This window comes from Citricoccus sp. SGAir0253, assembly GCF_005877055.1.
Taxonomy (GTDB): Bacteria; Actinomycetota; Actinomycetes; order Actinomycetales; family Micrococcaceae; genus Citricoccus.
In genome coordinates, this window is record NZ_CP039424.1 from 514,660 (window position 1) to 528,975 (window position 14,316).

At 74.2% G+C, this 14,316-nt stretch carries 16 protein-coding genes; 9 read left to right on the forward strand and 7 right to left on the reverse strand.

Going from position 1 to position 14,316, the window contains the following annotated elements; all coding sequences use genetic code 11:
* Positions 1-3: 3 nt before the first annotated feature.
* Positions 4-792 (reverse strand): coniferyl-alcohol dehydrogenase, encoded by a 789-nt coding sequence (locus tag E7744_RS02300; RefSeq protein WP_137772725.1) that lies wholly within the window; start codon positions 790-792, stop codon positions 4-6.
* Positions 793-1,040: 248 nt separating this feature from the next.
* Between E7744_RS02300 and E7744_RS02305 the strand changes: the two genes are divergently transcribed.
* Positions 1,041-2,417: an aldehyde dehydrogenase family protein gene (locus E7744_RS02305; protein ID WP_137772726.1), complete on the forward strand. Its 1,377-nt coding sequence runs from the start codon at positions 1,041-1,043 to the stop codon at positions 2,415-2,417.
* 204 nt (positions 2,418-2,621) lie between these two features.
* Here E7744_RS02305 and E7744_RS02310 read toward each other — a convergent pair whose 3' ends face one another.
* Entirely contained in the window at positions 2,622-4,001 is a 1,380-nt protein-coding gene (locus E7744_RS02310; RefSeq protein WP_246858514.1) for an MFS transporter, read from the reverse strand.
* 176 nt (positions 4,002-4,177) lie between these two features.
* On the opposite strand from E7744_RS02310, the gene E7744_RS02315 reads away from it, so the two are divergent.
* Complete coding sequence (locus E7744_RS02315) at positions 4,178-5,191, forward strand: MBL fold metallo-hydrolase (protein WP_137772727.1); 1,014 nt, start codon at positions 4,178-4,180, stop codon at positions 5,189-5,191.
* Positions 5,192-5,283: 92 nt separating this feature from the next.
* Here E7744_RS02315 and E7744_RS02320 read toward each other — a convergent pair whose 3' ends face one another.
* Positions 5,284-6,042 (reverse strand): IclR family transcriptional regulator, encoded by a 759-nt coding sequence (locus E7744_RS02320; RefSeq protein WP_137772728.1) that lies wholly within the window; start codon positions 6,040-6,042, stop codon positions 5,284-5,286.
* A gap of 67 nt (positions 6,043-6,109) precedes the next feature.
* Between E7744_RS02320 and E7744_RS02325 the strand changes: the two genes are divergently transcribed.
* A complete protein-coding gene (locus tag E7744_RS02325; RefSeq protein ID WP_168199727.1) occupies positions 6,110-6,979 on the forward strand; it encodes a bile acid:sodium symporter family protein in 870 nt (289 codons plus the stop codon).
* Between the two features lie 53 nt (positions 6,980-7,032).
* Here the strand turns inward: E7744_RS02325 and E7744_RS02330 are convergent, their stop codons facing one another.
* Positions 7,033-7,512 (reverse strand): FBP domain-containing protein, encoded by a 480-nt coding sequence (locus tag E7744_RS02330; RefSeq protein ID WP_137772730.1) that lies wholly within the window; start codon positions 7,510-7,512, stop codon positions 7,033-7,035.
* 196 nt (positions 7,513-7,708) lie between these two features.
* Between E7744_RS02330 and E7744_RS02335 the strand changes: the two genes are divergently transcribed.
* The 4 genes from E7744_RS02335 to E7744_RS02350 all read left to right on the forward strand — a co-directional run bounded on the left by E7744_RS02335 (position 7,709) and on the right by E7744_RS02350 (position 10,682).
* Positions 7,709-8,665, forward strand: coding sequence for an alcohol dehydrogenase catalytic domain-containing protein (locus E7744_RS02335; RefSeq protein WP_137772731.1), 957 nt, complete (start codon positions 7,709-7,711; stop codon positions 8,663-8,665).
* Positions 8,666-8,888: 223 nt separating this feature from the next.
* On the forward strand, positions 8,889-9,347 hold the full coding sequence (locus E7744_RS02340) for a GNAT family N-acetyltransferase (RefSeq protein WP_137772732.1): 459 nt from the start codon (positions 8,889-8,891) through the stop codon (positions 9,345-9,347).
* A 357-nt stretch (positions 9,348-9,704) separates the two neighbouring features.
* Complete coding sequence (locus E7744_RS02345; protein WP_137772733.1) at positions 9,705-9,908, forward strand: cold-shock protein; 204 nt, start codon at positions 9,705-9,707, stop codon at positions 9,906-9,908.
* A gap of 159 nt (positions 9,909-10,067) precedes the next feature.
* Positions 10,068-10,682, forward strand: a complete 615-nt coding sequence (locus E7744_RS02350; RefSeq protein WP_137772734.1) for a uracil-DNA glycosylase family protein — start codon at positions 10,068-10,070, stop codon at positions 10,680-10,682.
* A gap of 21 nt (positions 10,683-10,703) precedes the next feature.
* On the opposite strand, the gene E7744_RS02355 is transcribed toward E7744_RS02350, so the two are convergent.
* Entirely contained in the window at positions 10,704-11,885 is a 1,182-nt protein-coding gene (locus E7744_RS02355; protein WP_246858515.1) for a sorbosone dehydrogenase family protein, read from the reverse strand.
* A gap of 272 nt (positions 11,886-12,157) precedes the next feature.
* Here E7744_RS02355 and E7744_RS02360 point away from each other — a divergent pair, with 272 nt between their 5' ends.
* Entirely contained in the window at positions 12,158-12,844 is a 687-nt protein-coding gene (locus E7744_RS02360; protein ID WP_246858516.1) for a DoxX family protein, read from the forward strand.
* Positions 12,845-12,895: 51 nt separating this feature from the next.
* On the opposite strand, the gene E7744_RS15715 is transcribed toward E7744_RS02360, so the two are convergent.
* On the reverse strand, positions 12,896-13,048 hold the full coding sequence (locus tag E7744_RS15715) for a hypothetical protein (RefSeq protein ID WP_168199728.1): 153 nt from the start codon (positions 13,046-13,048) through the stop codon (positions 12,896-12,898).
* A gap of 393 nt (positions 13,049-13,441) precedes the next feature.
* Between E7744_RS15715 and E7744_RS02365 the strand changes: the two genes are divergently transcribed.
* Positions 13,442-13,879 carry an Hsp20/alpha crystallin family protein gene (locus E7744_RS02365; RefSeq protein WP_137772735.1) on the forward strand — a complete coding sequence of 146 codons (438 nt, stop codon included), beginning with the start codon at positions 13,442-13,444 and terminating at the stop codon, positions 13,877-13,879.
* Here E7744_RS02365 and E7744_RS02370 read toward each other — a convergent pair.
* Positions 13,866-14,249: a hypothetical protein gene (locus E7744_RS02370; RefSeq protein ID WP_137772736.1), complete on the reverse strand. Its 384-nt coding sequence runs from the start codon at positions 14,247-14,249 to the stop codon at positions 13,866-13,868. The genes E7744_RS02365 and E7744_RS02370 overlap by 14 nt on opposite strands.
* Between the last annotated feature and the right edge of the window lie 67 nt (positions 14,250-14,316).

Here is a 14,316-nt window from a genome sequence, read left to right on the forward strand (position 1 = left end):
CCTTCAGGCGGCCGCGGGGGCCATCGCGGTGACGGACCGGTGGGCCAACAGCCCACCGTCCACGCACAGGTCGGTGCCGTTGAGCCAGGCCGCCTGCGGGCTGAGCAGGAAGGCGATCGCCGCGGCGATGTCCTCCGGCTGGCCGGCGCGGCCGAGCAGGGAGACCGCGCCCTCGACCTTCTCCCGGCCGTGGTCCTTCTTGAAGTCCTCGAGGATGGGCGTCTGCACCGGCCCGGGGCTGACCGAGTTGACCCGGACCCGGCCCAGGTTCTCGGACGCCTGCACCTGGGTCAGCCAGCGCACGCACTCCTTGGAGAAGCGGTACGAGTTCCCGGTGACCTCCGGGTCGTCGGCGACGGCGGCGATCGCCTCGGCGGCGTCGGCGGCCTGGACGAAGCGGGCCACCTCCTCCCGGCGCTCGGCCCAGCCGGCGGCGACGTTCGAGGCCAGGTTGACGACGGCGCCGCCGTCGGCGATCTTCGGCAGCAGCAGGCGGGTCAGGTCCCGGACGCCGAAGACGTTGACGGCCAGGACCGTCTGCCACGGCGCGGTGCCGGGCACCCCGGCGATGTTCAACAGGCCGTGGATCCCGGCGGGCACCTGGTCGGCGACGGCGGCCACGCCTTCGGGCGTGGAGAGGTCGCCCTGGACGAAGGTCCCGGCGAAGGCGTCGGGGATGTTGCGGTCCACGCCGACGACCGTGGCGCTGCCGCGCTGCAGCAGCGCCGCGGTGGCCGCGCCGATGCCCGAGGCGACGCCGGTGACGACGAGGGTCTGCCCATCGAGGTTCATGGGGATGTCCTTCCGGTGGTCCGCATCCGGTCCTGCGCGAGCCCCGGAGGGCCGGGATGCGTCAGGATGATGATGCCTGCTGACGGTGTTGCCTCTCACTATGTGGCGTCGAGCACAGGATCTTCAGCCCGGCTTTTCACTGGACGAGAAGACGCGTGGGTCGGCCTCCGCCCGCGGCCCAAGCTTGGAGTGGGAACCCGCGCCCGCCCGCCGGTGGGCGCCTCATCCGTCGAGCCCGAGGAGTACGCGTGACCGCCACGTATGAAGTCATAGACCCGGCCACCCTGGAGCCGGTGGGAGACGTGCCCCTGCACCAGCCCGAGGACGTCGAGCGCGCCATCACCGCCGCCCAGGGGGCCGGGCGGGCGTGGGCCGCGGACCGCGAGGCGCGCCGGGCGGCCCTGCGGTCCGCCGCCGACGCCGTGGACGCGGAGGCCGGGGACCTCGGGCGCATCCTGTCCCTCGAGCAGGGCAAGGTGCTGGCCGAGGCCGTGCAGGAGTTCCGCGTGGCCGCGGGGCTGCTGCGCCACTACGCGGACCTCGACTGGGCCCAGTCCGAGACGCTGCCCCCGCGCGACGGTCGGCAGGTCCAGGTCCAGTACGCCCCCGTGGGACTCGTCGGGGCCATCACCCCGTGGAACTTCCCCATCTCCCTACTGGCCGTGAAGCTGGCCCCCGCCCTCGTGGCGGGCTGCACCGTGGTCGCCAAGCCCTCGCCGTCCACCCCGATGTCCACCCGGGCCCTGGCCGAGGTGCTCAACCGCTTCCTCCCGGAGGGCGTGCTGCAGGTCGTCACGGGCCGCGGCGTGCTGTCCCGTGCGCTGTCCGAGATGCCCGGCGTCCGGAAGATCTCCTTCACCGGATCCACCGAGATCGGCGCGGCGATCATGGCCCAGGCCGCGCCCACCGTGAAGAAGGTGACCCTCGAGCTCGGCGGCAACGACCCGGCGATCGTCCTGCCGGACGCCGACCTCGAGGTCACCGCGCAGCGGATCGTGGCCTCCGCCTTCCGCAACGCCGGCCAGGTCTGCATGGCCGTCAAGCGGGTGTACGCGCCCCGGGAACTGGGCGGCGCGCTGACGGAGGCGCTCGTGGCCGCGGCCGCGGCCCTGCGCGTGGGCCACGGCGTGGCCGAGGGCACCACGATGGGCCCCATGCACACCAGCGGGCAGCAGCAGCTGGTGAAGGACTACGTGGCCCAGGCGGTCGCGCAGGGCGGGCGCATCGCCCACGGCGGTGAGCACGGCACGTCCCTGCCGGGATACTTCCTCGAGCCGACGATCGTGGCCGACGCCCCGGCCGGCTCGGAGCTCGTTTCCTGTGAGCAGTTCGGTGCCGCCCTGCCCGTGGTCGCCTACGACGACCTGGACGCCACGATCGAGGCCCTCAATGCCCAGGAGTTCGGCCTGGGCGCCTCCGTCTGGTCCCCGGACCTGCACCGCGCCCACGAGGTCGCCTCCCGGCTGGAGGTCGGCACCGCGTGGATCAACCAGCACACCGTCGTGGAGCTGGACGCGCCCTTCGGCGGCTGGAAGGGCTCGGGCCTGGGCCGCGAGCGCGGGCGCTGGGGCCTCGAGGAGTACCTCGAGCCGCGCACCGTCAACGCCCGGGCGCACACGGACTGAGCCACGGCGCCCCGCCCTCGCGGAGGGCAGGCCGAGCGGGCCCCGCACCGGACGGTGCGGGGCCCGCGTGCGTCCGGGCGGCCGGGACACCCGCCCGCTCGCCGCGGGGCCGGGGCACCGCCCGCGCGCAGGACGCCCGGTGGGAGGTTCCCACCGGGCGTCCTGGATGGTGCGCCGCCCTCGGCGGCACGGTCGGCGGACGGCTCAGGCCTCGATGCCCAGCCTGCGCCGCTGGCGCTGCTGGTTGACGAACACGAGGGCCAGCACGCCGAACACCGTCAGCAGCACGGCGGTGACCTGGAAGGCCACCTGGTAGCCGGCGGCCGGCGTCACGGCCTGGCCGATGAGGAAGCCCCCCACGGCCGGGGCGAAGACGCCACCGGCCGTCAGGACGGCGTTGGCGACGTTCAGGTGCGCCCCGCGCTGGGAGATCGTCGTCAGCTCACCGACGATCAGGTAGGTGATGGCGAACAGCGCCGGGGCGGTGCCGAAGCCGAGGCTCATCAGGACCAGGGCCAGCACGGGGGAGGCGACGAGCGTGGAGGCCAGCAGGGACAGCCCGGCCAGGGTGCCCGCCAGGCCGAGGGTCCAGCCGCGCGAGCGCCGGCTCGGCACGCCGCGCTGGTCCAGGCGCTGGATCATGGCGTTCAGTCCGATCGTCGCCACCACGCCCCACAGGGCGGGCAGGGCGATGAGCGAGCCGGCCTGCTGGCCGGAGAAGCCCATGACGTTCTGGAAGTAGGCCGGGCCCCAGGACATGGCCAGGGTGAAGGTCCAGTAGCCGAAGAAGGACGCCAGCACCGCGAAGATCCAGGTCGGGTTCGCGATGGTGCGGAAGAACGGCACCTTCTCCTCGCTGACGCGCGTCGCGCCGGGATCCATGGCCGCCACCGGGGTGCCCTCGATCTCCCGCTCCACGGCCAGGGACGTGTAGGGGCCCTCCTTGCCCAGCCACATCCAGACGGCGCACCACACCACGCCGACGACGGCCAGGGCCACGAACGCGGTCCGCCAGCCGTGCTGGGTGATGACCCAGGCGAGGACCGGGGCGAAGGCCACGATGCCCAGCGTCACCCCGGAGGAGGCGACCGCGGCCGGCGTCGCGCCCTTCTTGGAGGGGAACCACTTGTAGATCGCGTGCATCAGGACCGGGGCCAGCGGGCCCTCGCCCGCGCCGAGGGCCAGGCGGCTGACCCACAGGGCGGGCAGGGTGGCGAAGACGACCACGGGCATCACGGACAGGGACCAGATCAGGCACATCACGAACAGCAGCGTCTTGGCCCGGATCTTGTTGGCCAGCGGGGCGGCCACGAGCTGCGCGAGCCCGAAGGTCAGGAACATGGCGCTGGAGACCAGCCCGAACTGCTCGGGGGTGATGCCCAGTTCCTTCATCAGCGGCACGGCCGCGATGCCGAGCACCGCCTTGTCCGCCCAGCTCAGCATCATGAGGAACAGCAGCAGGCCCGTCAGCATCCACGCGTACCGCGTGCGCCGGCGCGCGGACCAGTGGCGCGGGTCGCCGGTGTCGACGGGCGTGGGGCTCGGCATGGTGGTCTGCGCCTGTTGGGGTGGGGCCAGGGTCATCTGATTCTCCTCTGGGGGGACCGTGGGGGTCGGCGGGGGAATGTCTGGAGGCGAATCTAGGAGCGTGTGAACTGGCGCACATAGGTGGCTTTTCGTCCAGTGAGAAGGCCACCTGAGGCGGCGGCAGATGGTCGGGCACAGTGTGGGGGAACCACTGACCCACGGAAGGCCCCCACATGGACCACCGCACCACCACCGAGCAGCACGCCGAGGACCGGGCCTCGGGCCGCGCCGGGCTGAAGGTCGTCACCCTGGGCACGGCGGCCGGACCCGCCATCCGCTCGGAGTGCGCCGGCATCGCCACGGCGATCGTCGTCGACGGGGCGTACTACCTGGTGGACTTCGGCTTGGGCGTCACCCGGGCGGCCCACGAGGCGGGCCTGCGCGGCCAGGACCTCCGCGCGTGCTTCGTGACCCACCTGCACTCGGACCACGTGGCCGAGCTGCCCGCGTACCTGCTGTGGAACTGGGGCCTGCCCGTGCAGGGCTTCACCGAGCCCGTGCCGATCATCGGGCCCGGCTCCGCGGACCCGGCGGCGGGCGCCGTGGGGCTGGCGGGCCTGGTGGACCACGTCCTGCGCGGGTACTCCTACGACATCGACGTGCGCATCGTCGACGAGGGCCGCCCCCCGCTGTACGACCTCGTCACGGTGGAGGAGATCGCCCTGCCGGAGGCCGCCGCGGGCGCCTCGGGGGAGTCCACCCCCGCCATGGACCCGTTCGTGGTGTACGCTGACGAGCGGGTGCGGGTCAGCGCGATCCTGGTGGAGCACCCGCCGATCTTCCCCGCGTTCGCCTTCCGCTTCGACACCGCCCACGGCTCCGTGGTGGTCTCCGGGGACACCACCGAGTGCCAGAACATGGTGCGGATCGCCGCCGGCACCGACCTGCTCGTGCACGAGAGCGTCTACCTGGACTTCTACCGCGCCCGGGACTTCGGCCCGGAGTTCCTCAACCACCAGCTGATCTCCCACACCACCCCGGAGGGGGTCGGCCGGGTGGCCACCCGGGCCGGGGCCGGGCGCGTGGTGCTCTCGCACCTGGCCGGCGTCGCGACGGACGAGCAGTGGGCCGCGGGCGTGGCGGCCGAGTACGACGGGCCCGTCAACGTCGCCCGGCCGGGGACCGTCTTCGAGGTCACCGGGACCCGGGCGGGAACGGGAGCGGCCGTCGTCGGGACGCCGGCCTGAGGTGACGAGCCCGGCCCGGCCGCTGCGGCCCGGACGGGGGAGGGCCGCCGTCGGGGCGACCGCCCGGGCCGCGCCGGCCGCGTCCGCCGCCCCTAGCCGGCGCGCGTCAGGGACCGGGAGATCGCGGCCGAGGCGACCTGCAGGGCCGGCACGATCCGCTGGAAGTCCGTGATCCGCGCCAGGCTGACGATGCCCAGCGCCGCGATGACCTCGCCCTCCGCGCCGCGGATGGGGACGGCCAGGCCGTAGGCGCCGGAGGAGTGCTCGCCCTCCGTGGTGGCGTAGCCGCGCTCGCGCACCAGCTCCAGTTCCGCCTCGAGCCGCGGGCGGTCGGCGATGCTGTACCGGGTCTCCGGGGTCAGTCGCGCGGCGGCCGCCTCCACCAGCTCCGCGGGGCCGTGGGCCAGGAGGACCTTCCCGGCGGCGCTGGTGTGCAGGGGCAGCCGGTCCCCGGGGCGGGCGATCGGCGAGCCCACGCGCGTGCCCGCGATCCGGTCCAGCAGCAGCGCCTCCGTGCCGTCCAGGACGAAGAGGTTGACGATCTGGCGGGTGGCGAAGAGGACGTCCTGCATGTAGGGCGCGGCCGTCTGGCGCAGGCCGCGCTCGAGCGGGGCGAGCAGGCCCAGCTGGGCGAGGCGGGGGCCGATCGTGTAGGTGCCGTCCTCGCCGCGGGCGACGGCCCCCCACTCGGCGAGGTCACGCAGCAGGCGGTAGCAGGTGGGCACGGGCATCCCGGCGCGGCGGGCGATCTGGGACAGGTTCTGCCGGACGTGCTGGGTGTCGAAGGTCCCCAGGAGGTCGAGGGCCCGCGACGTCACCGACCGTCCCGGTGCGTGCGCGTTGCCGGCCACGGAACCGCCTTGTCACTGGATGAAAAATACGCGACCAGTCTACGACCCGGAGACCAGAATGACCCCCATGGACCTCCAGGCGATCACCGACTCCGTGGGCGCCGTGGCCGTCCCCCTGTTCGCCGTGGCCAGCATGGCCGCCGTCGGGCTCGGGCAGACCGTGCAGGAGTTCCTCGCCCCGCTGCGCAGTGCCAGGCTGCTGCTCTCCGGCGCCGTGGCCAACTTCCTGGTGGCCCCGGCCGTGGCCCTGGCCCTGACGGCCCTGCTGCCGATTCCCGCGGACGCGCGCACCGGGCTGATGGTGCTGGCCTGCGCCGCCGGGGCGCCCTTCGCCCTCAAGCTCACCGGCCTGGCCCGCGGCCACATGCCCTCCGCCTCGGCCCTGCTGGCCGTGCTGCTCGTGGCCACCACGCTGTTCATGCCCGTGGTCCTGCCCCTGCTGCTGCCCGGGGCGGAGGTCTCGGCCGCCAGCATCGCCGCCGTCCTGGTGCCCACCATGCTGCTGCCCCTCGGCGCGGCCATCGCCGTGCGGCAGTTCCGGCCCGGCCTGGCCGCCCGGCTGCAGGGACCCGTGCGGCGATTGAGCCTCTGGTCCATGCTCGTGATGCTCGCCAACCAGTTCCTCGCCGACCACCGGGAACTCGCGGGGCTGCTCGGCACCGGCACGGTGCTGGCGATCGTCCTGTTCACCCTGGCCAACCTCGGGGCCGGGTGGGCGCTCGGGGCGATGACGCCCGGCAGTGGGTCCCTCGTCGGGATCTCCGCCTCGCAGCGGAACATGGGCGTGGCCACGCTCGTGGCGGTGGCGAACTTCGGGGACTCCTCCGTGGTGGTCACCGTCGTGCTGGCCGGCTTCCTCGCGCTCGTGCTGCTGCTGCCGCTGACCTGGCTCGCCGGGCGCAGGTGGGGCGGCCGCGCCGCCGTGCCCGCGGGCTGAGCGGGTGGTGGCGCTGCCGGACCGAGGTGGTGTCCCGGGAGGCCCGGAACCGGTCAGAGCCGCTCGGCGAACGCGGCCACCCGCAGCTGCAGCTGCTCGATCCGCCCCTGCCGCGCCGCGTCCAGGTCGTAGCCCTTGTAGGGCAGGGGCGGATCCCGCCGCACGTTCTCCGAGCACTGGAAGTCGCGGCAGAGGTAGGTCCCCATGGTGTTGCCCTGGCGCCCGGAGGCCCCGGAGCGCTTGGCCCCGTAGAACACGACCTCGCTGCTGAGCCACACGTCCTCGCACCAGGCGCACATCATGCGCAGGCCCGCCGGCGCCTCGGCCTGGCGGAAGAGGATGCCGACCGGGCCGCCGTCGAGCGGGACGACCGCGTAGGCCCGGCCCGGGATCTTCGGGTCCCGCCAGCCGAGGTAGTCGAGGCCGTCCCAGTCGGTGGACGCCAGCTCCGCGGGCAAGGTGGCCCCGGTGCGCTCGCGGCGCGAGGCGTTGACGAAGGAGGAGCGGATGTCGTCTTCCGTCAGGGCGATCATGGGCGTCTCTCCTCGTGGGCGGCCGAAACGACAGGACGGTACCAGGGCGCACGGGAGGCTTGCGACGGACCTCACCGCCCACCGGCCCTTGAGCCGCCCCGGGGCCACCGGCCTAGGCTCGGGCCGTGCGCCGCCACCGTGGGCGACGCCGGGACGGACACCGCCCCGCAGTCCGACGTGGAATGAGGTTGATGGCATGAAGGCCTGGCAGTTCGTGGGAACCGACAAGCCCCTGGAGCTCAACGAGGTCGAGGAGCCGCACGCCGGCCCCGGCGAGGTGGTCGTGGACGTCAAGGCGTCCGGCGTCTGCCACTCGGACGTGACCGCCCTCGACGACCCCGGCTGGATGGCCCTGTTCCAGCACGGCCTGCCGCGCACCATGGGCCACGAGTCGGCGGGTGTGGTCAGCGAGGTCGGCGAGGGCATGGACCACTGGGAGGTCGGGGACCGCGTGGGTCTGGCCCCCGTGATGTCCGACGGTGACGCCCTCGGCTACGGCAAGTGGGACGGCGGCTTCGCCGCCAAGCTCCGCGCCACGGACGACAACCTCGTCCGCCTCCCGGACGAGGTCCCCTTCGACCTCGGGGCCATGGCCACCGACGCCGGCCTGACCGCCTACCACGCGATCATGACCGCCGGTGGGGCGAAGGAGGGCATGCGCGTGGGCGTGATCGGCCTCGGCGGGCTGGGCTACATCGGTGCCCGCTGCGCCGTGCTGGCCGGCGCCGAGGTCTACGGCGCGGAGATCAACCCCGAGACGCAGAAGCTGGCCGACGAGATCGGCCTGGCCGGCGTGGCGGACTCGATCGACGCCTTCAAGGACAAGGACCTGCAGCTGATCGTGGACTACGCCGGCTTCGGCACCACCACGGCGGCCGGCATCGAGACCCTCGGCGAGTTCGGCACCCTCGTCCAGGTGGGCATGGGCAAGCTCGAGGCCACGATCAACACGTACCCGATCATCATCAACCAGCTGACGATCAAGGGCTCGAAGTCCGGCACCAAGGAGGACCTGGCCGGCATCTACGAGATCATGAAGTCCGGCCAGCTCAACCCGCCGGTCAACCACATCTCCCACGGCGAGATCCCGGAGGCGATCGACAAGCTGCGCAAGGGCGGGGTGATCGGCCGCTTCATCGCGATGTACGAGTGAGCGGCGGGGGCGCGGGGCGCCCTGACCCTGCGGTGGACGCCGTCGGATGGGTCACGTACACGCCCGACGGCGTCCTGCTCGGCGCGTCTCCACATTCAGCGTGTACGTGAGGCGAGGGCAGGCACGCCAGGCCTAGGGGGGCGGCGCCGTCGGCGCCGCCCCCCTTTCTTGTCCCGGCAGGCCGGGGAGTGCGGTGTCAGGCCGCTCGTGCCACCCTCTCCCCATGACGATCACCCGCGCGACGCCGGCCCACGCCGCCACCGTCGGTCGGCTGCTGCACGACTTCAACGTGGAGTTCGACTCGCCCACGCCCACGGCGGAGGAGTTCGCCGCCCGCTTCACGCGGCTGCTGGAGTGGGAGGACCAGCTGGTGCTGCTGGCCGGCGATCCCGCGGACCCGGAGGGTTTCGCCTACCTCACCACCCGGTCCTCGCCGTACTACGACGGCCCGCTGATGCAGCTCGAGGAGCTCTACGTGCGCCCACGGCTGCGGGACAGGGGCATCGGCACCGAGTTGGTCCTAGGGATGCTCCGCCGGGCGCGGGAACGGCACTGCGGGGAGATCCACGTCAACGTCGACGAGGTGGACGTGGACACCCGGCGGTTCTACGAGCGCCACGGTTTCACGAACACCGAGCCGGGGGAGGACTCCCGCATGCTGCTCTACCTCCGAGAGCTCTGACCAGCACGCCGGGTCGCGTCGCAACGTCCCGGGCGGAGGGGTTACGTACACGGCCGATGGTGTGTTCGTCGGCGTGTCACCACGCGCATCGTGATCGTGACGGAGGGGTGAGGGAGCGGGGCCTGCGTCCGGTGCCGGGCTTCCAGGGAAGCCCAGGGGCGTGCAGTGGGCGCATTAGGGATTCGGACCTCCGTGCCGTACCGTGGGAGTCGAAGTTGTACTAGCAGTAAGTCCGTCACATTTGCGGACCGGGCGGCCCCTCGGGGCCGAACGGGGCGTCGAGAAGCGGTTCGCAACATGCCGCTTCGCCCCGCGGGAATCCCCGCGGGTATACACCCCGAGAGAAAAGAGGCCACCATGGCCACCGGTACCGTCAAGTGGTTCAACGCTGAGAAGGGCTTCGGCTTCATCGCGCCGGACGACAACTCCGCTGACATCTTCGTTCACTTCTCCGCCATCGAGGGCACTGGCTTCAAGGAGCTGCAGGAGGACCAGAAGGTCTCCTTCGAGGCGACCCAGGGCCCCAAGGGCATGCAGGCCTCGGCGGTTCGCCCCGCCTGACCTGACCAGCCCGCGGGCTGACCAGTAGTCGAACGGCCGTCCTCCCCTCGGGAGGGCGGCCGTTCCGCTGTAACCCATTACCTTCCCGACCGTGACCGACTGTGTCGCCCTGCGAGCGGCCGGCGCGCCCCGGGCCCGCGCGCCTGTCATGCTGGGGACATGACCGTGGACCAGTCCCTTCCCGTCGCCGCCGCCCCCACCTCCGGGACGGCCCCCGCCGGCGAGCCCGGAGCCGCCCTCGTGGGCTACCAGGAGCGCGCCGAGTGGCTCGGCGAGCCGATCCTCACGCTGCGGGACCTGTGGCCGCAGGACGCCCGGGCCATGATCGTGGGCCTCAACCCCTCGCCGGTCAGCGTCGCGGCGGGGCACTACTACCAGGGCCCCGTCGGCCAGCGCCAGCTGCGCAGCCTGGCCGAGGCCGGGCTGTTCACGCTCGCCCAGGACCAGCACGCCTTCGAGGAGGCGGCGCTCGCGGCCGGCGTCGGGTTCACGGACATCGTCAAGAAGCCGACCGTGGGGGAGAAGGACCTGACCGCGGAGGACCTGCGCGTGGGCCGCGAGCAGCTGCGGGCGAAGCTCGACGCCCACCCGGTGGACCTCATCGTCTGCGTCTTCCGGCACCCCGTGGAGGCGCTGCTCGGCCACCCCGGCCGGCCCGGGTTCCAGGAGGAGCGCACGGCCTCCGGCGCGCGCATCTTCCGCATGCCCGGCCCGTTCGCGGCCACCCGCCCGCGGCAGGCCGTCCTGGCCCAGCTGCGGGACGCGCTGGCCTGACGCCACCGGCGGTACCCGCCGTCACCGCCCGCCGAACCGCAGCACCCGGTCGTCGTCCGGGCCCGGCCGGCCCCGCCCGTCGGTGTTGTTGGTGAGCACCCACAGCTGCCCGTCCGGCGTGCGCACCACGTCCCGCAGGCGGCCGAACTCGCCGGCCCAGTGCTCCGTCGCGGCGCCGGGGTCCGCCAGGGGCACCTCGCGCAGCCGCCGGCCGCGCAGGTTCGCCACCCACACCGCCTCCCGGGCCACGGCGATCCCGCTGGGGCTCGCCTCGCGCGGGGCCCACTGCTGCACCGGGTCCACGAACCCCTCCCGGCCCGCGATGCCCTCCACCTCCGGCCAGCCGTAGTTGCCGGCGGGCTCGATCACGTTGAGCTCGTCCCACGTGTCCTGCCCGAACTCGCTCGCGTAGAGGGTGCCATCGGGCGCCCACGCCAGGCCCTGCGGGTTGCGGTGGCCCAGCGAGTACACGAGCGAGCCGGGGAACGGGTTGTCCGGCGGCACGCCGCCCTCGGGCGTCATCCGCAGGACCTTGCCCGCCAGCGACCCGGGATCCTGTGCGCTCGGGCGGTTCCCGGCGTCCCCCGTGGTGGCGTAGAGCATCCCGTCCGGGCCGAACGCGATCCGTCCGCCGTTGTGGTTCCCGGCCGCCGGGATGCCGCCGAGCACCTCCCGCGGCTCTCCGAGCGCCAGGGAGCCGGGCTCGCCGGCCACGGTGAAGCGCTGGATCCGGTTCTGCCCGTCTCCGGTGGAGTACGCGTAGAGCGTCCCGTCCCGCACGGCGAGCCCGAGCAGCCCGCCCTCGCCGCCGTGGCGCACGCCGGGCACGGTGCCGACCTCACGCGCCCGCCCGTCCGGGGCCAGTTCGAGCACCCGGCCCGAGTCCCGCTCGCTGATAAGCGGCACCGTCCCGTGGAACGCCACGGACCAGGGGGCCTCCAGCCCGCCCACGACGACGGCCGGCCCGCTCGCGGCCGGCGTGCCGGTGGGTGCCGCGGACGGGGAGGACCGGCCGGAGGCCGGTCCCGCCGGAGACGAGGTGGGGGCGAGCGCGCCGGGGGAGCCGTCGACCGGGGCGGAGGTGCCGGGTCCTGCCGGCCGGTCCCCCTCGCCGTCGCCGGTCCCCATGCCGCAGGCCGCTGCGGTACTCGCGGAGGCGAGGACGGCCGCCGTGGCCAGCATCGTCCGGAGCCGGGGTCCCATGCCCCGAGGGTACGGCGCGCGGCGCGCGCCGGGGGAGTGGCCGCCGTCGGGGGTCGCCCCGCCGCGCCGACCTACCCAGGGCGCGTGACCGCGCGCAGGGCGACCGAGGTCCGGCCGGGACTGAACAGCACGTGGCAGGACGCTGGGAGGGTCCTGCGAGCACGGCGCTCCCGCTCGCCTGACATGGGCGGATGGGCCACGCTGGACCGCGGCCCCGATCCGGGGCGGCCGGCGGGAGGCCCGCCGGGCCGATCCACCCGAGAGGACTGCACGTGACGGACATCCAGACGACCGACCGCGGCCCCGGACGGCGCACGGCGGCTCCGGACGCGGGCCCGCCCTCGCCCGAGGAGCGCGCGGCCCAGGCCCTCACCGCCCGGAGCGCGACGCCGCGGCCCCCGGACGCGGTCGAGGCCGGGACCCCGGAGCCGCCGGCGGGAGCCGACGGCGGACGCCCCGGGCGCCGTGCGGCACGGACGGTCCCGGGGGACGGCACGCTCGTGGGGATGCCCCAGGCCGCCCGGGACCTCGTCCTGCTCCTCGCCCGGCTGGTGCTGGGCGCGGTGCTCGTCGCCCACGGTCTCCAGAAGGTGGCCGTCGGGGCGCCGGGCACGGCGGAGGGCTTCGGGCAGCTGGGCATCCCCCAGCCCGGGGCGGCCGCGGTGTTCACCATGGTCGCCGAGACCGGGGGCGGGCTCCTGCTGCTGCTGGGCGCGCTGACGCCGCTCGCGGCGCTGCTGCCGGCCGTGGTCATGGCCGGTGCCCTGCCGCTGCACGTCGGCCGCGGGGTGTTCGTGACCGACGGCGGCTGGGAACTGGCCGCGACCGTGGGGGCCGGACTGCTGGTGATCGCCGTGGTGGGCCCCGGGCGCGTCAGCGTGGACGGCCTGGTCTCCCGGGCGCGGCGCCGCCGGGCGGCCGTGGCCACCGCGTCGACGCCGGGCTCCACCGGCGGGTGAGGGCACGCGGGCGTGGGCGGCCGGCCGGGGGGACCGGCCGGCCGGAGGGCTCTACCCCATCACGTGCAGCAGGACCTCGGCGGCACCCGCGAGGGCCGTCAGGCCGACGACGCCGGTGATCGTCCAGAAGGCGGTGGTCTCCGACGTCGCGCCGGACAGGCCGGTGCGCGAGACGGGGGCGAAGGAGGGCAGGAAAGCGGACATGGCGTCCTCCAAGTGATGCGGAACCTCTACGGCCCAGAGCGGGCACGGTCCTGCCGAGAGCCGGCATTGGGCAGGACACTACACCCCCTGTGGGGGCCGGAAAAACGCCACGCCGGACGACACGCCGAGGACGTCCGGAGAGGTGGGCGTGCCACCCCTCGCGGGGTCCCGCGGGTCCCGGATATGGTCCGGAGTGCCAGGCGCGGCGCGGGAGCGCTGGCCCGGTTGCGCCAGGGCGGGACGTTCCCCGCCCGGGCCGCCGAGGACCGTCGAGGGAGGGTTCCGCGCCCGCGCCCGGCTGATTAACATGATCGCTGCGCCGCGGACACGGGAACCTCCGGGGCCGCACCCGGGGGCCGCGAGCGCGTGGAACCAGTGGAGGTGAACCCCGCCATGAGCGATCTCTTGAGGTGGAACCCGTTCGAGCGCCGCACGCCCTTCGACCTGGCCGTGCCCTTCCGCCGTCTCCTCGAGGGAGACCTGGACCAGTCCATGATCCGCGTGGAGGAGGAGGTCAAGGACGGCAAGCTGTGCATCCGCGCCGAGCTGCCGGGCGTGGACCCGGACAAGGACGTGGACATCAGCGTCTCCGACAACACGGTGACGATCCGGGCGGAGCGCCGCCAGGAGGAGCGGACCGAGGACCAGGAGGGCTTCCGGTCCGAGTTCCGGTACGGCTCCTTCTACCGCACCCTGCCGTTGCCCGCCAATGCCCAGGCGGACGACATCCAGGCCTCCTACCGGGACGGCGTCCTGGAGATCACCGTCCCCGTCCCGGAGCCGGGCCCGGGCGACGAGGGGCGGCGCAAGGTGCCGATCAGCCGCGGCTAGCCGTCGCCGCCCGGCCGGCGGCGAGGTAGCGGAGGAACTCCGCGAGCACCCCCGCGCCCAGCGCGAGCAGGGCCAGCACGGGCGAGAGGGGCGCGAGGGCGGCGGTCGCCGGCACCCCGGCGGCCGCCATGACCGGCAGGCCGATCGCGAGCACGACGGCCAGGACGAGGCCGAGGAGGATCAGCCCGACGCGCGGCCTCCGCCGGGGCTCGGGGGCCAGCCGGGCGGCGTAGTCCTCGGGATCGCCGAACGCGGAGACCCGGTCGCGCTCCTCGAGGGGCTCCACCGCGCGCACCGCGGAGCGCACCAGGGCCTCGTCCGCGCCCCGGGCCCTCAGGGCCGCCGACAGCCGATCGGTGTAGTCGAACATGGCTCACTCCGCTCTGGTCGTCTCGGTGCGGGACCGCCTCGCGCGTCCGGCCGCCGTGTCCTGGGCC